The sequence below is a fragment of the Pseudanabaena sp. UWO310 genome, from assembly GCF_006861605.1.
In the GTDB taxonomy this organism is placed as follows: Bacteria; Cyanobacteriota; Cyanobacteriia; order Pseudanabaenales; family Pseudanabaenaceae; genus Pseudanabaena.
Map to the genome: position 1 here is coordinate 25,138 of NZ_SELU01000046.1, position 18,969 is coordinate 44,106.

Sequence of the window (18,969 nt, forward strand, 5' to 3'; positions counted from 1 at the left end):
TTATTTAGCTAATTATTTTCTTGCGAGCCACAAAAAATTTTCTAGTCATTTGTTGACCTAATTCGTAATTTGGGTTATTTATGACTAAATCAACAATTGCTTGATCAACACCATCATAGTAAGAAAAAGCATCATCAAAACATATCCATCCACCTTCAACTAAAAATTTTTCTGTGTTTTCAATATCTTTACAAACTGCCTGATAACTATGATCTCCATCAATAAAGATTAGTTTACATTTAAAATCTTGATATTCATGACGAATGGATTCAAGAAAATCTGTTGAATCTCCTCGATAAGTTTTGACAGTATCTTCCAAATGGCATTGGGCAATAGTTTCATTAAAGTAATCTAAAATACTACTGTGTTTTTCGTATAGAGGGGCAATATCTTTTTCAAAGGGAGCTTTCCAGACGGTTTGCTCTTGATAAGCTCCGTAGGATTTATTTGCCAAGTTTACTTTGAATGAATAGCTCCCATCCTCATTCTCATGCCAATCACTTTTATTGGGGAAGAGATCGATACAAAAAACTTTGGTATTCCCAATCAACTTAGCTGCCATTCCTAAAACCGAACTAGATCGTCCACACCAAGAGCCAATTTCAACAATATCCCCCTCTAAACCAGCTGTTAAATATACCAAATTAAAAAGTGTGTATAGTTGATCGATAGGAGACCATCCAGGGATGTTAGCTACTACTTGCTCGATTTGAGTGATGATTGGAGTTGTGATTAGAGTTGTGATGTTAGTCATTATTAATTACTATTCTAAATCTTTAAATTCCTCAATCATATCAGCATAACTACGACCTTCATGGGGCCATCGCGTGCTCTTCCAATCAGGACATTGACCGCAGAAAGAGTGCTGAGAATAATTATTACTTAAATGGGCAGCCCGAAGCTTCTGATAGAACTCTCCTTGCCAAGTTTCATAAATGCTGGTAGTACGGTAGTCAGCTATATAGGAGCCATGAACCCAATCAGAAGGGCAAAAGGATAAATCTCCTCTTGCATTGAGAACAATTCTTTCCCAAGGATATAGGCAAGGTCTGCGTAATTCTTTATCATTTTCTGCTGTTCGGACATTTGCTAATTCGGTTTTAGCTCCAGAACAAGAATGAAGTCTACGAATCACAACATAATCTGCTCCTCGATCTTGCCAAAATTGATGAAAATCTTGAGTTTCATGGCTATTTAAAGGTTGCTCAACGTAGGAGACTACAACTTTTGTTGAAGCGTTTGCTTGATTAGAGAGTTCTATTAGCTTGATAACGTTACTACGGGTAATATTCAGGTTGCCGTTAACCCGTATTTGGGAGTATGTCTCAGGGCTAAAGGCATCAATACTAATATCAATGACATCAACTCCAATTTCTAACAATCTTTCAATCCGTCTTTCCGTCATTAAAGTTCCATTGGTGGTTAACGTCACCATGACACCTGAATTTTGCTTAGCATAATCAAGCATTTCATAGATATCTGGATGGGTTAGCGGTTCTCCATTACTAGCATAACGAATGTATTGAGTAACATTTTGACCATGTTCTCGCACCTCATCCACAAGTTTGGCATTTAGGTCAAGCGTTAAAGATCGACCATCATAATGATGAGATTTCTTGAAATCGGGGTGAGGGCAATGGATGCAAGCGAGATTACAAACTTCTGTTGCATCGACAAGTAACTGAGAAGGAAAATTTGCGCTCAAACGATCATAAAAACCATATTGAGGTTGATGAATAGATAGAGTAGAAGTGGAATTTGTCATTGCTTATCACTATCAATTTTTGCTGGTTTGGTTTTCTAGTAGATTTCAAGCATTAATCAAGTATTAATACTGTTGAACTATTGTTCTTTATAGTTGCGTAGACCCGAAATACTGTTGTAAACATAACCTATTTGTTCTGATATTGGGATGACTCACTCAGTACTTAAAATAACTTTTGTATATAGTAGTTTATCAAGATGACTTATCTGTACTTTAGACCTCTCCTTTACTTAATAAATCCTGAAGTTGCTCAACCACATAAGATGCGTCAGCTATATTCATTTTAGCGCTAATCGGTAGGGTCAGGATATGAGAACAGATAGTTTCTGTAAAAGGTAGTGAATCCTTGTTGGTTTTCGCATATAGGGGCATTTTATGAAGGGGTGGATAATGGATACTAGCTCCAATATTTCGCTCTCTTAATTCTAATAAGATATTGTCCCGTGAAAGAAAGCTTGGTAATTGAATGAGGAATAAGTGTCTTGCATGAAAGGGGTTAAGAACATGCTGCTGAAATATTAATTGGGGATGGGAAATTTTAAGATGTTCGTAATAATACTGGGCAATCTCCAAACGTGTTTGGGCAAATTCAGATTGTCTTTTTAGTTGGACTCGACCAATACAAGCTTGGAGGTCAGTATAGTTCATTTTATAGCCTAGTTCAGTCAATTCGGCTTGGATCATTACCTTAGGATGTGTAAACCTTTTCCAAGCATTAATAGGCATCCCATGTTGCCGAAGAGATTTTAGTCGATCTGTAAGTTCCTCATCAAATAAAGCGATCGCTCCACCTTCACCAGTCGAAAGATTTTTGTTTGCATAAAAACTAAAACAAGTTAAGTTTCCAGATGAACCGACAGGTTTTCCATTGGGGTAATTGGATCCAAGGGCATGAGCTGCATCTTCAACAACGGATACTCCCTCTGGTATGATGGCATGGATTTTTTCCATGTCTTGCGCTAGTCCCCCCAGATGTACAACTATTACAGCCTTTGTTTTGGGCGTTAATTTTTGTTGGATCGATTCTGGGGTTACACAGTAGGTTTCTGGATCTACATCACAAAATACTGGAGTAGCTCCTAAATACAGCGCTACATTAGCTGTACTACACCAAGTTAAACTAGGACAGATTACCTCGTCTCCAGCCTGAACCCCCAGTACCAACAGAGACAAAAATAAAGCCGCAGTGCAAGAGCTAACTGTAACTACATGGTTCGCTGCTAAACACTCAGCTAACTCTTCTTCAAAAGCGTTGGTTTGTGCCCCCATACCGATCCATCCAGAATTTAATACTTCAGAGATAGCTGCTATTTCCTGCTCTGAGAAGTTAGGCTTGCCAAAAGGTAGATAATCTTTACGAAACATAGGTTAGGCGATTAATTCAAAATTAAATTTAACTGAAATTGCATTGGGTTCGCAAAAAAAATTACGCAAACTGTAGCTTACAGAAACTGAATAGCGTTGACTCTAAAGCATAGTTGTAAATATGGCTAACTTGATATTTGGTCAAGTTATTCCATATATATCAGGTTTAACAGGAGTTTAAACACCTTTCATGGTATCGTAAATACTAGCAGAATTAGTTCAGTAATTCTCATGATAAAATTTAATTGCTGTCATAATATCTTGCATAGAAGAAATCACGATTACTCTCAAACATAAAATCATTTAGGTTCTATATAAGTAGTTGTTTGATGAGAATGATGATAATTTTTTAAGAACTTTGGGGAATAAAAAATAGTATTTAAAGGTAGTGTTGAATAGAAGAATAGTCTGAAATATAATCCTATTTTTCTATGTCTTTAGATGTCTAAGTTAAACAGACCTAGATATTATGTAGATCTAACGTGAGTTCAGGATAATTTGAAACGGGCTTTGAGAACTTGCTAGCTTAAACCGAACTCACGTTAGTTCTAGTAGATGATATATCATTAAAACTGTATTTTGGAAAAACTTAGAAAGCTACAGGCTACAAATGCTTTAATATCTGTATGCAAATAATTAGTATCATTAGGAAAGACATATTTGATGCTCAAGTCTCAAAAAGAAATTGTTGTAATTGGTGGTGGAATTGTTGGCTTAGCTACTGCATATAAGTTATGTCAATCTCAACACTATAACAAAGTTACTGTGTTAGAAAAGGAGGATGTACTTGGGAGTCATCAAACAGGTAACAACAGTGGTGTACTTCATGCAGGGCTATATTACAAGCCAGGCTCGTCAAAGGCGAAATTAGCTGTGAGGGGCATTCAGCAAATGATTGGATTTTGTGAGGACAATGAAATTCCTCATGAAATTTGTGGAAAATTGGTAATTGCTTGTGACGATCGAGAGCTAGCAAGGCTTCATAATTTATTTGAGCGAGGTCAGCAAAATGGGCTTTTAGGTTTGAAGCAACTAAATCAAGAGCAGTTGAGAGAAATTGAGCCTCATGCTGCTGGTATTGCCGCAATTCATGTGCCACAAGAAGGTATAGTTGATTACAGAAAAGTTGTTGATACTATTTCTTCAAAGTTGCAGAATAACGGTGGAAATGTTGTTACATCAGCGAAAGTAACCAAGCTCAGACAGTTAAATAATAAATGGATTATAAGTACTCTTAACGGGGTGTTTGAAGCAGATATTATAATTAATTGTGCGGGATTATACTGCGATCGCATTAGTGAATTAGCTGGGGAAAAACGAGAAACAAGGATTATTCCATTTCGAGGTGAGTACTATAAGATTAAAACCGATCGCCAATTTCTTGTAAAAAACTTGATTTATCCCGTTCCCGATCCACAGTTTCCCTTTTTAGGCGTTCACTTTACCCGTCTAATCCATGGTGGGATTGAAGCTGGTCCTAATGCAGTATTGGCATTAGCTCGTGAGGGTTATCGGAAATCACAAATTAATTTGGGTGAACTGTATGATATATTCTCCTACGATGGTTTCTGGCGTTTTTTACAAAAGCACTGGTCAATGAGTTTAGAAGAATTGTTTAGATCGTTCAGTAAAAAGTTATTCTGCCAATCGCTACAAAAACTAGTTCCTGAAATCCAAGAGGGAGACTTAGAAGTTGGTGGCGCAGGTGTAAGAGCACAGGCAATTTTCTCCAATGGAGATCTAGTTCAAGATTTCAATCTAGTATATGGTAATAATGCTTTGCATGTCCTGAATGCACCTAGCCCCGCAGCAACAGCTTCATTAGCAATTGGAGAAGAAATAGCCGCTTACGTGACTAAATATTTCTAAATAATATTTCTAAATAATATTTCTAAATATTTCATTTCTAAATATTTTATTTCTAAATATTTCTAAAAAGCAACTCAAGTCCAGATTTAAATTAAGTAAAGAGATTTAAATGAAAATATTGATCACTGGAGGAGCGGGTTATATAGGCTCGATCCTAACCCCTACTCTATTAGCTAAAGGGTACGAAGTTACTGTATTAGACAATTTCATGTTCCACCAAAGCAGTCTAGCTGACTGCTGTCAATACGACGGATTTCAAGTGGTTCGTGGTGATTGTCGTGATGAAAGAATTATTAAAGACCTTCTAAAAGATAGTGACATTATTATCCCTCTAGCAGCCCTTGTAGGAGCACCGCTTTGTAAAAATGATGCGATCGGGACTCAGACCACCAATCTTGATGCTGTAAAAACGATTTGTCAAATAGCTAGCAAAGATCAAAGAATCCTTATGCCAGTAACCAATAGTGGCTATGGAATTGGTGAGCCTGGAAAGTTATGTACAGAAGAAACCCCACTACGACCAATTTCACTTTACGGAGTTACTAAGGTAGAAGCCGAAAAAGTTGTCCTAGAGCGAGAAAATAGTCTTACTTTTAGATTGGCAACGGTTTTTGGGATGTCACCACGGATGAGGACTGACTTACTCGTAAATGATTTTGTCTATCGGGCTGTCCATGATAGGGCTGTACTAGTCTTTGAAGGTCACTTTAAACGCAACTATATTCATATTCGTGATGTAGCTAATGTGTTTTTGCATGGCATTGAAAATTTTGAACAAATGCGTGGTAAGCCCTATAACGTGGGTTTAGATGATGCTAATTTATCAAAGTTAGAACTGTGCGCCGAGATTAATAAACACTTACCTTCTTTTGTCTATTTAGAAGCTCCAATTGGAGAAGATCCTGATAAGAGAGACTATATTGTTTCTAACGCGCGAATTTTGAGTACAGGATTCAAAACAGAATGGTCTCTAAGTCGAGGAATTAAGGAACTGATTAAAGGCTATACAATCTTGCGTGATAGCTTGTATTCTAATGTCTAATAGTTTAAGGAAATCATTGTCGGTTCTCTCGAATTTTGACTAGACTTAGTTGATTTCCTTGTATTATAGCAATCCTAAATGTTTTGTGGAAGCGCACCCAAAGGGGGTGCGCCTCCACAAACCCAAAAATCTACAAATGATTTAGGATTGCTAAGGTTTCTATCTATTTCCTTGAATCAGAAATAAATATACTCGACTTAAAAAACAAGCAGGCTAGTAAATCTATGCTGATATCTCGCGCTCCTGTCCGAATTAGTTTTTTTGGTGGAGGTACTGACTATCCTGAATATTTTCTTCAACATGGAGGAGCTGTATTAGCAACAACAATTGATAAATTTTCTTATGTTACTGTAAGTCCGTTTTTAAGTCATTTGTTTGACTACTCTACGCGGATTTCATACCGTAAGGTCGAATTAGTTAATAACATCAATGATATTGAACACAATGTTTATCGTGAATGTTTAAAATTTTGTGGTCTTGAAAAAGATATAGAGATACACCATGTAGCTGACTTACCTGCATTTACGGGCTTAGGATCATCCTCATCTTTCACTGTGTCACTATTACATGCGCTACATAGCTTTAAAGGTGAATTCATCCGCCCAATTGATTTAGCCTATGAAGCAATTTATATAGAGCGTCACTTGCTTAATGACAAGGTAGGCTGTCAAGATCAGGTAATGGCGGCCTTAGGAGGATTTAATCTGGTTGAGTTTAGAACTGAAGAGGATATCCAAGTAAGTCGCCTACCAATATCACCAGAACGTTTAGCAGAGTTTGAAAAACACTTATTTATTGTATTTACAGGCATTAGGCGCAAAGCATCTGATGTTGTCGCGCAGCAATTACAAAAGGTTTCAAGCAATACACAAATACTAAAATCAATGCGATGTATGGTCGATGAAGGTTGGGATATTCTTACTTCAAATCGATCTCTTTCAGAATTTGGTGAGCTTTTACATCAGGCATGGCTTGCTAAGAGAAGTCTCGATGGATGTATATCAAATGCTGAGATTGATAGGGTCTATCAAATTGGCAGAGATGCTGGCGCTTGGGGTGGTAAGCTTTTAGGGGCTGGCGCAGGAGGTTTTATGCTATTTTTTGCCCCATTAGAAAAACATGAAAGTCTGAAAAAGATATTTGCTAACTATCAAGTGCTAGAAGTAAAGAGTAATTCTCTAGGTTCACAAATAATTTTTTCTTAATTACTAAATATTGATTCTTGATTGTTAAACATTAAATATTAAATCATTAAATGTTAGTATTACCACAAAAACAAATGAAAGTTCTGATTGTAGATTTTGACTTATTTAGTAAGATTGGTGGTGGACAAACATTCTATAGAAACTTGATTTCAAAAAATCCCAATATTGACTTTTATTATTTTAGGATTTCCGAGCAAACTTCTGACTGTCAATTAGCTAACGCACATACTATTGATTTTCAGGAGAATTATCACATTTCTGACTATTTAGGTTTTCAGGATTTAACACCGCCACAGTGGATCTATGAAGCATTTATAAAAGCTAACAATATTGCCTCTTCAGTGTCTGGGAGAAAGTTTGATGTTGTGGATATTCCAGACTACGAGCAAATGGGGACAATGCTTAGACCTGCTTTCAAACATCATAATGTAGATATTGAAAGAATTGTACTATCAATGCATGGAAACATATCTACATCACTCCGTTTGGATTGGTTCAATGGAGGTAGCACAAATCAAGCCCTAGTTTCACAAGAAAAACTTCAATATGGTGTGGTTGATATTCGCTATGGCATTAGCAAAACCTATCTGGAAGAATGGAAGCATTCATCGGATTTATTATCCCACTATTTAAATCCCCTATCTGTTATATCACTTCCTAAGCCTCAATGTGCTAAGCCTTCTGCAAACAAGCCCAACCTGAATTTTGTCGGGCGGACAGAAAAACGTAAAGGACCAGATACCTTTATTGACATTGCTTGGTGGCTGCCTCGTGCTGCGTATAATCAAGCTAATATTATTGGTTCAGACAGCTTTAATGCTGATGGAGATGCTAGTTCTAGATTCTTTCTAGATAAAATGATCAGTAACAGAATGAAGAGTGAAATCTCATTGCTATCGTCTATGAGTTACGAAGAACTAGAACAAAAAGTATTCTCCACTAGATCCTTAACCATTTTACCATCAAAATATGACACTTTGAACTTAACTGCGATTGAGTCTCTGTTCTCTGGATGTCCGACAGCTATTGGCTCTGGTGCAGGAGTGGTTAGGTTCTTGAAAGAAAATTTTGCCAATGTTCCATTTGTTACAATTGACGTAAATAACATTTATTCAAGCATTCCACATATATATTCAGTTTTAAAAGATTATGATGATTATCGTTATCAACTTTTAGAGTCTTTGTCTAGGATTCCTTTAGAATCAATAGAATCCACACTCGCTGAAATATACTCCAGCGAACCGAGTTATGAAGATTCAGTAAGAGTAAAAATGGAACGTTGGTATTCTTTATTGATGAGAAAAAAAGAAAATAGTGTTTCTACCATTTCTTATCTGAAAAAATCTCCAATATTGAAACGAGCTTTTAAGAGTATAAAACCCCTTATTAAAAATCCAAAGAAGTTTATAAAAAATAAACTTCTTTCGACGTTAAGCAAAAATAAATATGAGGAATTCAAGATCCTCGATCAAGGATTGAAATCACTATCATTATTCGATAAGTACAGAAATGTATTTCTTTTGAATGAGGGAAGCAGTGATGAGTTGACGCAAAAACTCAAGTTGTGCTGGGAGATTTCTACTGAATGTCGATTTGACCGAGTTCGTATCTGGAGGGAGATTGCTAGATTAGAGGGAATACGAGGGAATGATGTTGTTTCTGCTACTTACTACATAAGAGCAATGCGTTTATTGGGGAGCGATCGCTTTGGAGATTTGGCAGAAGTTCTCCCTACGCTCAACAATAACGGCTTTGCTAGAGAGGCTCTTGTGGCTGAAGCTATGTATGGAAAACCCTCGGTAAGTAATGAGATGGCTAAGTCTATTTTAGATAAAGCGTTATCCGAAAATAAAACCAACTCAAAATGGGAGTATGAATTTATTGACGATCGCCGACAGGCATCCTTTTATAAGGTTTCAATAATTGTATCTCTATACAATGCTGCAAAGAAACTGCCACTATTTTTGCAAACTATCAAATATCAAACTTTGATTCAAATTGGTGTGGTTGAAGTGATTCTCATTGATAGTGGCTCCCCTTCTGACGAATATGGAGCTTTCGTCAAGGCTGTGGAAGGCTTGGATATACCAGTAGTTTTTGCGCGAAGTGCTAATCGTGAAACAATCCAAAGTGCTTGGAACCGAGGTATAGCGCTGTCTCGCTCCTCATATTTGACTTTCTTGGGAGTAGACGAAACTATTGTTCCAGAATGTTTGGAAATTCTGGCTGCAGAGTTAGACAAAGATAAAACGCTGGATTGGGTACAGGCAAATAGTCTTGTAACAAATGTTGATACCCAAGGGCGATGGGTAAGTGACATTATGCTCTATGACAGGAGAGATTATAAGCAGGATTTTGTCTACTTAGAAACTTGCTATTTGTCTTGGGTCGGGGCACTCTATCGTCGTTCTATTCACGATCGCTTTGGCTATTATGATGCATCTTTTAATGCCGCTGGAGATACCGAATTTAAGGGACGTGTATTACCATTTATAAAGACTAAGGTAATACCAAAGACTCTGGGACTTTTCTTGAATTATCCAGACGAGCGTACTACACAGCATCCTAGAGCTGAGATTGAAGATTTACGTGCTTGGTACTTGCATAGAACCTTATCTGGGATTGAGTATGCATTTGTCAATCGGGATCATCGTGAAGCTGAGCAATTGTTTTATGATTGTCTACGTTATCGAAAGTCATTTTGCGGGCATTGGAGCACAGATATTGAGTATGCCTACAACCTAGGTTGTTTTATCCAAAAACATAACCCCGAATCAGCCATCATAAAGTACTTGCCACTGATCAACGAGCTTTTGAGTTCATACCGATCCTTAGACTTGATTTCAAAGCCATCAAAGACATCAACTGTCGCTCAGATTTTTTCGGCAAAGCAATCAATCAAGTCAATAGAAGAGATTTACAAAACCCAAATCAATGCAACTGTTGAACCAGTTTTCCAAATCTTTAATGATAATCGATATGAGCAGCACTCATTTCTATGGTTTACTGATACATAGAAAATTTATAAATCATTAGGTTCCACATTTTAGAGCGCTCTTCAATTAAGTATAACAATCAGCATAATATTATGAAATCTCTTAAGAATTGGCTGAAGAATAAACTTCGCAAAGCATTAGCTATAGCAGGACTAGAAGAATCGATAGCAGGACTAGAAGAATCGATTCAAAAACTTCGTGATACTCGGTCTGATGATTCAAAGAATATTTTTGGAATTTCTTTCTGGTATGAGGGAAACCTCTGGGAGCCTCCTGTTCAAATAGCTCTAAGAGATCTTTGTAAACCTGGAGATGTTGTATTTGATGTTGGGGCAAACTTCGGTGGTCTGACAACAGTAATGTCTCGCATGGTAGGTTCGCGAGGCATTGTATGTTCTTTTGAAGCAAGTCCAAGAATTATTGGGATTTGTCAAAAGAATATAGTTATGAGTGGCTGTAGTAATGTTCAACTTTATAATGTTGCGGTCTACAGCAAGTCAAATGAAACCGTTCCAATCTATTTGGGAGGTCATCTAAATGACAGTATTTACTCTAATAGTGATCAAGAGGTAGCTGCGTTTAATATAGATACGCTATCACTTGATGACTTTGTAGACTTTACCAGCTTAGTTCCAAATTTAATTAAAATGGATATTGAGGGAGCTGAGTTTGATGCGATTATCGGTGCATTAAATACGATCGCGACTGCTCGACCTCATTTAATTTTAGAAACCCAACCCTCAGACACTAGATGCCTTGACTTATTAAGGGATAAGGGATACGTGGCAATTGATTTAAATTCTTATCAGGAAATCAAGACTCCAACAGACTATCCTCAGGGTGTGGGAATTCGCAATAATCTCTATATTCATCAAGACAGGTTGTCAGAAACACCTTATTCCATACCATTTACATTTGTTGAAGTGAAGACCTTAACTGAAGATGATTTTATAAATACATCAGGTAGTATGCTTGCTTTAAAGAATCCTCTTAAGCTTGATAAGGGTAGATACATAATTGATTTGGACTTTGTTGCGCAAGGTACGGACAATGAAATGATGTGTGGTGTTAAAGTTCAAGATAAAATCATCTTTAGATACCATGCTTATACCAAGTTGATTGCAGACAGTTATAAAGATTGGGTGATCGATCTATCCAAAACTTGTGAAGCCAATATTTACTTTGAGTTTTTAAATGGCACTTCTGACAAGACTTTTGCGATTAAAAGTGCAAGGGTAATTCGGATTTCTCAGTTTGATAATTTCAAATCAGCACCCTATATATAAACATAAGTAGCTGAGCATAATTAAAATCCAGAATTAAAACCTGTAGGGCACGCACAGCGTGCCCTACGGATTTTTGGGTTTTATATTTAATTAAGCCCACTTACTTATTGGTATTCCTATGGCTGAAATATCTTTTAGAGCCATAGAGCAGCTAGCTATACGTATAGGAGAATTTATGATAAATAAATACAACATTGGCAAAAAACTAAATTAAACTATAATCTGTTAGTTACAGGGACTTTCTAATATTCTAATAATATTTAGGTATCTCATAGTTTATTCATATTGCTTCATTGGTTGCTAAGGGTAAAACCATTTATGAACTGTCGTGTCTGCGATTCAACTAACTTAGAACTGGCTGTAGATCTTGGTTCTCAGCCTTGGTGCAACCATTTCCTGAAATCAGAGGAAATTGGGAAAGAACCATTCTATCCACTGAGGTTACTCTACTGCCAAGACTGCGAAACAGTTCAGCTAGATTACACCGTAAAAAAAGAAATTATGTTTGGGAATCACACCTATCTATCAGGTGTAACCAAATCTTTGAGCGAACACTTTAAAACAGTTGCTCAAGAAGTAGATAAGCGTTTTTTTGAGGATCTTAAATCTAAATGTGTTTTAGACATCGGTTCTAATGATGGTACTCAACTGCAACATTTTAAGGCTCTAGGCTATGATGTTCTCGGTGTTGAATCTTCAAAAACCACTGCGAAAATTGCTAATGATTCGGGAATTACAACTTTAAATGAGTTTTTCAATCTTGAGCTAGTGCAGCGACTTAACCGTAAGTTTCATATCATCAATGCGGCAGGCGTATTTTTCCATCTTGAGGAGCTTCACTCTGTAAGTGAAGGAATCCGCGAAGCACTTCGAGATGATGGTGTATTTGTCGTACAGTTTCTTTACATGAAGCGCATTGTTGAAAATTTAGCTTTTGATCAGATCTATCACGAACATTTACTTTATTACAACCTCAAAAATATTGAAGTATTGCTCAATCGACATGGTTTAGCTATGTTTGATGCCTATCTTTCCCCGATTCATGGTGGATCGATTGTTGGTTTTGTGACGCATAAAGGTAAGCGTGAAATTAGCGATCGCCTACAAACTCTCCGTCAGGCAGAGACAGATGCGCGAAGCAATGAATTGGCAACCTATCTGGAATTTGGCGATCGCATTAAACAGATGAAGTTGCAGAACTTGTCATATCTTGAAGCGGCTAAAAAAGAAGGCAAAAAGATTTTTGGCTTTGGAGCCCCAGTCAAAGGAAATACGATGTTAAATTACTTTGGTGTAGGCACTCAATATCTAGATTGTTTAGTCGAAAAAAATGAATTACGCCGTAATTTATACTCTCCTGGAATGCATATACCGATTGTTATAGAAAAAGAAGTTTGTGATTTGCCCGATATATACTATGTCCTTGCTTGGAATTTCAAGAAAGAAATTCTTGCTAATAATCAACATCTGATTGATAAAGGTATAGAATTCTATTTTCCTGTTAACCCTAAAGAGGTTTAGTTCCATGGAAATATTAGTTACTGGTGCTACTGGATTTTTAGGAACAGCATTATGCGCTCATTTGGAATTGATAGGGCATAAAGTTCATCGGTTAAACTCTAAAAACTGTGACTTAGAAAGATCGGATTCACTACTGCAATTTAATCAAATTGCCTACGATCAAATTTATCACCTAGCAGCATGGACTCAGGCCGGGGACTTTTGCCTATACCATCCTGGAGAACAATGGATTATTAATCAACGCATAAATACCAATGTTCTTTCTTGGTGGCAGCAATATCAACCACAGGCAAAACTAATAAGTATGGGAACTAGTTGTGCCTACTCCCCAGAATTGCCATTAATAGAAGAAAACTATCTAACGGGAATGCCTATAGATAGCTTGTTTACCTATGCAATGACCAAGCGAATGTTGTATGCAGGGCATCTAGCATTACATAAACAATATGGTTTGAACTATCTTTGTCTAGTTCCTTCGACTCTCTATGGTCCCAGCTACCATACTGATGGACGGCAAATGCACTTTATTTTCGATCTAATTCGGAAAATTATTCGTGCTAAGCTTTACGGTGAAACAGTTACCCTCTGGGGAGATGGCAATCAGCGTAGAGAAATTGTTTACATCGATGATTTTGTCAATATTGCAATACAGTTAGCAAATGGCACTAACAATCAAATTATTAATATTGGTGCGGGAGAAGAGTTTTCAATTAGACATTTTGCCAAGCTAATTTGTGAAAATATTGGCTACGACTTTAATTTAGTGCAGTTTGATACTGATCGCTATGTTGGAGCTAAGTCTAAATGCTTGGAAGTACAAAAACTAAGACACTATATCCCAAATTTAAACCTGACTCCCCTAGAGTTAGGGCTAGAGAAAACAATTGAATGGTTTTGGGAACAAAGAACACAACTTGTGCCAGAGCATAATTGAGGAGATAATTTTGAATTACTGGATCGAAGATAAACTCAGCAGAATTACGGAAGCATTTACTAACGATTACTGCCAATCAATTGAAGTAGTTGCAGATGTGATTACTAAATGTTTTCAGAATGGTAATACATTGTTTATCTGTGGTAATGGTGGCTCAGCATCTGATGCGCAGCATATTGCGGCTGAGTTTATTGGTCGCTTTTTATTTGATCGCAAAGGTTTGCCAGCGATCGCGTTAGTATCAAATCCTGCGGTACTTACAGCATGGTCTAACGATCACGAGTTTGAAACGGTCTTTTCCCGTCAGTTAGAAGCATTGGGTAAACCTGGGGATATTTTATGGGTCATTTCTACCTCTGGTAAATCCAAAAATGTAGTTCTAGCTTTAGAAACCGCTAAAAAGATAGGAATACAAACCGTAGGAATGACAGGAAATAATGGAGGTATTTTACAATCCCTAACTGATTACAGTCTATTCGTTGAGGCAAATCATACTCCATTGGTTCAAGAGATTCACGTTATTACTTATCATCGTATTTGCGAACAAGTGGAGTTTAATTTATTTCCCAAAACATGAATTCCAAACCCAAAAAATCATCTATCCAATCAGAAAAAGCATTATTTCTAGATAGAGATGGTGTCATAGTTGATTATGTTCCTTACCTAAGTCAGCCTAGTCAAGTCCAAATACCTCAAAAAGCTGGGGAAGCACTAAAAAAATGGCAAGATGCAGGCTATTTACTAATTGTCATCACTAACCAGTCTGGTGTTGGGCGTGGTTATTTCTCTATGGATATGGTTGACTTGATTCATAAACATATTCGTGAAGAATATAGTGCATTTGGGGTGCGATTTGAAGAATTCTTCGTTTGTCCACACCTTCCCTCAATTCAATGTCAATGTCGAAAGCCTTCTCCTAATATGCTTTTTCAAGCATCTCAAAAATACAATATTGATATTGAGCAGTCTTTTTTTGTGGGGGATGCATCTAGTGATATCGAATGTGCTATTAGCGCTGGATGTAATCCCGTACTTTTGCTTACTGGTAGAGGCGCATCTACATCAAAAATGTTATGTGATAATGACAGAAAAATAGTCTCTATATTTAATAGCCTATCAGAAACAATTGAACTTATTAAAAATTAAACTAATTATCAAAATATGAATAAAAATAATGAGAATAATTTAACACCTATTCTAATTTCAGTTGTTCCTGATTTAGTTGGTGGTCAAGGGCATGTTATTGATTATCATCAAGCAGTTGGTAAAGCCGCTAAATTAATTGGTTATAAACATTTAGTGGCAACTGCTCCCGATGAAATGATTAGCCATTTACCAGATAACTGGAATGCTTGTCTTGATAGCGACAAACTTGAATGGGAAACCTCCACAATATTTAAGATTTTTAAAATAAAAAGTATTTATGACTGGGCAATCCGATTGGCGAAATACTTGCGTCATGAGGCTATGCCAAATTCAGAATATGGAGTGATTTTTTTGGAAAGATTTGTTATTTCCCATCTGTTAGCAGTCATATTAACTTTATTTCTTGTACCTAGAAATAATTTGTCGGTTTTATTACTTTACCGACGAGATATCCATAATCAGAAAAATCGCTTTGCCTATAAATTTTTAAATAATCTGATTAGATCCATTTTACCTGCAAAGAATTTTCGATTAGTTACTGATAGTGAACTTTTAAGTAAGTCCCTATCTAACTATTTCGATATGCCAGTCGATATAGTGCCGATACCTCATACCGAGATTGCATGTGAGGAAGATGTTTTTACGAAGCAAAGCAAGGAAATACTATGCTGGTGGGTGGGTTCCCCTAGAGAGGAAAAAGGGCTAGATATTATTAAATCTTTTGCCTCATCTGCTTGTGAAAATGCCGATCAAATATGCTTGTTAGTTGCCGAAAGTTCGCAAATATCAACAGTTTTGGGTGGTGTAAATGTAAAAACACTTCAAGATTGCCTTACGAGGACAGAATATTTAAAATGGCTAGTAGCTTGTGATGTTTGTCTGATGCCGTATAATTCCTTTGACTATCGAGAAAGAACATCTGGAATATTTGCTGAATGTGTAATTGCAGGGAAGATACCCGTAGTCTCAAGCAATACTTGGATGGCATTTGAACTAGCTAAATATCAACTGGAAGAATTGATAATAGAATGGAGTAATCCTAATGCTACTATGGAGCAAATCATAGGATTTACAAAGGACATAGGTATTAAAGAAAAGCTAAATGATATGCAAAAAAAATACAAAGAATTTCATAGTTTGCAAGGATATGCAAATCAAATAAATAGGATACTTAAAAGTTAATCTATGATATCAATGAATTATTTATAAGTTATGCGAATTGAATGTTTGATTAGATATAGCAATCCTAAATGGTTTGTGGAAGCGCTCCCCAAAAGGGCAGTGCTTCCGCAAACCCAAAAATCTACAAATGATTTAGGACTGCTATAGATGCTAAAAATTGCAATAGATGGCACATCACTGACCAGTCAGCCTAGTGGCATTGGTCTATACGCTAAAAACTTGATTTATGCTTTGTATAATTTACAAGATCAAGATGATTTTCTGATGAGTGTCGTCTATCAGCCAAGATTAAAAGAATGGTTGAGATTTAAAGCTAAGGCACCAAAATTTTTAAATTTAGATACTAAAATATATAAGCTTCCCATTCCTGTTACTATTTCCAGTTTCCTTTCTAGATTTCCTAATCCGATTATTCCTTACCTTGAAAGTGCTTTTGGTTTCCCTGATATTTTGCATGGATTAGATCATGTAGTTTACCCTTGTTCTAAAAGTTTAAAAGTAATGACTATTCATGACTTAGCTTTTATCAAGTACCCAGATTTTGTGAGTTCAATTACTAAAAACTATTCTGAACGTGTTAAGCATTGTATTGGTTGGACGGATTTAATAATCACAGTTTCTGAAAGTTCTAAACGAGATATTATTAAATATTTAGATGTAAAGCCCGAAAAAATATACGTTACGCCGTTAGCTAGTCGTTATCATAATAATTATGTAAAGGATGAAGTTCTTGATATATTAAAAGAAAATATAGGCTATGACTTCACTAAGCCTTACATACTATTTGTCGGTACATTTGAGCCTAGAAAAAATATTAATAATATTATTTATGCCTTTAACTTGCTTAAAAAAAATTATAAAATTGACCACCAGTTAGTATTAATTGGCAAAAAAGGTTGGAAGTATGAATCAATATTAAAAGATATTCAAAGCTCATCTTATACAAATGAAATATTTCATCTTGACTACTTAGCTGACGAATTAGTAGCGATTTTTTACTCAAGGGCAGATGTTTTTGTATATCCTTCTCATTATGAGGGGTTTGGTTTGCCTATATTAGAAGCGATGACTCTTGGTGCTCCAGTTATAACTTCGGATAATTCTTCAATACCAGAAGTTTCTGGAAATGCGGCTATCCTTATTGATCCGAATGATTTTATGCAAATTGCTGAAGCCATACTAAAGGTAATTAGCGATCGCCACCTAAAGGAAAGTTTAATTAGTAGAGGTAAAGCCCAAGCCAATTTATTCTCTTGGGACAATACCGCAAAAGAAACGTTAAAAGCCTATAAAAGTATTATCTGATTCATGATTAGTAAAGAGAATATTTCTTGCGATAGATTGATAGTTAACTTGTCAAATGTTCTATTTAAATCAACAGGGATAAGTAACTATACCAAAAATGTTTTTCCCTATCTAAAATCTATTGCACCTGTTCTACTAAGTTCTGAAATTTACTCTGGATTTGAATCTTATTTAATCCCTGACAACTTAACTTCTGAGAAAGGGACAAAAGGGCATTTGAATAGGTTGATTTGGACACAATTTCAGTTGCCAAGAATTTATAGGAAATTAAAGTCTAAACTTTTATTTTCACCCATTCCCGAAGCTCCGTTATTTTCTAATTGTTCTAGTGTGGTGATGGTGCATGATTTCATTCCCCTACGTTTCCCCAAAAGATTTTCACCTCTCACTCCCTACCATCGATATTATGTACCACAAGTTCTAACTCAATCAGAACATATTATTTGTAATTCTCAATCCACTGCTGAGGATATTGTTAAATTTTGTCATATTCCATCTAATAAGATTACTCCTATTCTTTTAGCTTATGATGCAAATCACTTTCTTCCTGTAATTGCTGATGGATTTAATACTCGATTTCCATACTTTTTATATATTGGTAGACATGATCCTTATAAAAACCTGAATCGTCTCATTTCTGCATTTGCTAATGTGCCATCTAATCTTGAATGTCAACTTTGGTTGGCTGGCCCTCCGGATAATCGCTATACTCCCAGATTAAAAGAACAAATCCAAGCATTAGGTATTACCAATCAGGTGAAATTTCTCGACTATGTTCCTTATGAAGATTTACCTAAAATTATTAGTGGTGCGATCGCTTTAGTATTTCCATCATTGTGGGAGGGATTTGGGTTACCCGTTATTGAAGCAATGGCTTGCGGTACACCAGTGATTACTTCTAATCTGTCATCTTTGCCCGAAGTTGCAGGAGATGCGGCGATTTTGATCGATCCCTATAACGTGGCAGAAATTACCGATGCGATGCAGGCGATCGCTAATAATGCGGGACTGCGATCGCATCTTTCCCAACTGGGATTACAAAGGGCTACTCAATTTAGTTGGGAAAAGACGGGAAAAGCAACCGTAGAAGTACTAAAAAGGTTTTTGTAAGTAGCTAGGTATAAGTAAACTTAAAACTTAGAAGAGCATACCGCGGCACTGGTCAGTTAAATCGTGAGGGAGTGAAAGCCCCGTAGTGAAAGCAACTCCAGCATGGAAAGCGGTCGAGAGAGTGTAGAGTATTTTGTGTAAAGTCTGGGATATATACAGAGAGACAATCTAGACACACAACTACTAACACCAAAACAGATGAATATACGCAAAGAACTGCTCGATGAATTGTTGCAAGAATGT

The 18,969-nt window shown here is 36.4% G+C and carries 15 protein-coding genes; 12 read left to right on the top strand and 3 right to left on the bottom strand.

Going from position 1 to position 18,969, the window contains the following annotated elements; translation table 11 throughout:
- Positions 1 to 4 precede the first annotated feature (4 nt).
- The 3 genes from PseudUWO310_RS15365 to PseudUWO310_RS15375 form a co-directional block, all read right to left on the bottom strand.
- Positions 5 to 754 carry a class I SAM-dependent methyltransferase gene (locus tag PseudUWO310_RS15365; RefSeq protein WP_142602760.1) on the bottom strand — a complete coding sequence of 250 codons (750 nt, stop codon included), beginning with the start codon at positions 752 to 754 and terminating at the stop codon, positions 5 to 7.
- A 9-nt stretch (positions 755 to 763) separates the two neighbouring features.
- Positions 764 to 1,765 carry a radical SAM/SPASM domain-containing protein gene (locus tag PseudUWO310_RS15370; protein WP_142602762.1) on the bottom strand — a complete coding sequence of 334 codons (1,002 nt, stop codon included), beginning with the start codon at positions 1,763 to 1,765 and terminating at the stop codon, positions 764 to 766.
- A 213-nt stretch (positions 1,766 to 1,978) separates the two neighbouring features.
- Positions 1,979 to 3,130, bottom strand: a complete 1,152-nt coding sequence (locus PseudUWO310_RS15375) for a DegT/DnrJ/EryC1/StrS family aminotransferase (RefSeq protein ID WP_142602765.1) — start codon at positions 3,128 to 3,130, stop codon at positions 1,979 to 1,981.
- 663 nt (positions 3,131 to 3,793) lie between these two features.
- Between PseudUWO310_RS15375 and lhgO the strand changes: the two genes are divergently transcribed.
- From lhgO to PseudUWO310_RS15435, 12 genes are all read left to right on the top strand, one after another.
- Complete coding sequence (gene lhgO / locus PseudUWO310_RS15380) at positions 3,794 to 4,999, top strand: L-2-hydroxyglutarate oxidase (RefSeq protein ID WP_142602767.1); 1,206 nt, start codon at positions 3,794 to 3,796, stop codon at positions 4,997 to 4,999.
- A 109-nt stretch (positions 5,000 to 5,108) separates the two neighbouring features.
- Positions 5,109 to 6,041 (top strand): NAD-dependent epimerase/dehydratase family protein, encoded by a 933-nt coding sequence (locus PseudUWO310_RS15385; protein WP_142602769.1) that lies wholly within the window; start codon positions 5,109 to 5,111, stop codon positions 6,039 to 6,041.
- Positions 6,042 to 6,265: 224 nt separating this feature from the next.
- Positions 6,266 to 7,246 (top strand): GHMP kinase, encoded by a 981-nt coding sequence (locus PseudUWO310_RS15390; protein ID WP_142602771.1) that lies wholly within the window; start codon positions 6,266 to 6,268, stop codon positions 7,244 to 7,246.
- Between the two features lie 74 nt (positions 7,247 to 7,320).
- Positions 7,321 to 10,263 (top strand): glycosyltransferase, encoded by a 2,943-nt coding sequence (locus tag PseudUWO310_RS15395; protein WP_142602796.1) that lies wholly within the window; start codon positions 7,321 to 7,323, stop codon positions 10,261 to 10,263.
- A gap of 71 nt (positions 10,264 to 10,334) precedes the next feature.
- Positions 10,335 to 11,528, top strand: coding sequence for an FkbM family methyltransferase (locus PseudUWO310_RS15400; protein WP_142602773.1), 1,194 nt, complete (start codon positions 10,335 to 10,337; stop codon positions 11,526 to 11,528).
- A gap of 318 nt (positions 11,529 to 11,846) precedes the next feature.
- Entirely contained in the window at positions 11,847 to 13,049 is a 1,203-nt protein-coding gene (locus PseudUWO310_RS15405; RefSeq protein WP_142602775.1) for a class I SAM-dependent methyltransferase, read from the top strand.
- Positions 13,050 to 13,053: 4 nt separating this feature from the next.
- Positions 13,054 to 13,983 (top strand): NAD-dependent epimerase/dehydratase family protein, encoded by a 930-nt coding sequence (locus PseudUWO310_RS15410; protein WP_142602777.1) that lies wholly within the window; start codon positions 13,054 to 13,056, stop codon positions 13,981 to 13,983.
- Between the two features lie 10 nt (positions 13,984 to 13,993).
- Positions 13,994 to 14,560, top strand: a complete 567-nt coding sequence (locus tag PseudUWO310_RS15415) for an SIS domain-containing protein (RefSeq protein ID WP_142602779.1) — start codon at positions 13,994 to 13,996, stop codon at positions 14,558 to 14,560.
- Positions 14,557 to 15,129, top strand: coding sequence for a D-glycero-alpha-D-manno-heptose-1,7-bisphosphate 7-phosphatase (locus tag PseudUWO310_RS15420; RefSeq protein WP_142602781.1), 573 nt, complete (start codon positions 14,557 to 14,559; stop codon positions 15,127 to 15,129). Before PseudUWO310_RS15415 ends, PseudUWO310_RS15420 begins: the two co-directional genes overlap by 4 nt.
- A gap of 15 nt (positions 15,130 to 15,144) precedes the next feature.
- On the top strand, positions 15,145 to 16,311 hold the full coding sequence (locus tag PseudUWO310_RS15425; RefSeq protein ID WP_142602783.1) for a glycosyltransferase: 1,167 nt from the start codon (positions 15,145 to 15,147) through the stop codon (positions 16,309 to 16,311).
- Positions 16,312 to 16,458: 147 nt separating this feature from the next.
- Positions 16,459 to 17,616 carry a glycosyltransferase family 4 protein gene (locus tag PseudUWO310_RS15430; protein ID WP_142602785.1) on the top strand — a complete coding sequence of 386 codons (1,158 nt, stop codon included), beginning with the start codon at positions 16,459 to 16,461 and terminating at the stop codon, positions 17,614 to 17,616.
- Positions 17,617 to 17,619: 3 nt separating this feature from the next.
- Positions 17,620 to 18,726: a glycosyltransferase family 4 protein gene (locus PseudUWO310_RS15435; RefSeq protein WP_142602787.1), complete on the top strand. Its 1,107-nt coding sequence runs from the start codon at positions 17,620 to 17,622 to the stop codon at positions 18,724 to 18,726.
- Positions 18,727 to 18,969 lie beyond the last annotated feature (243 nt).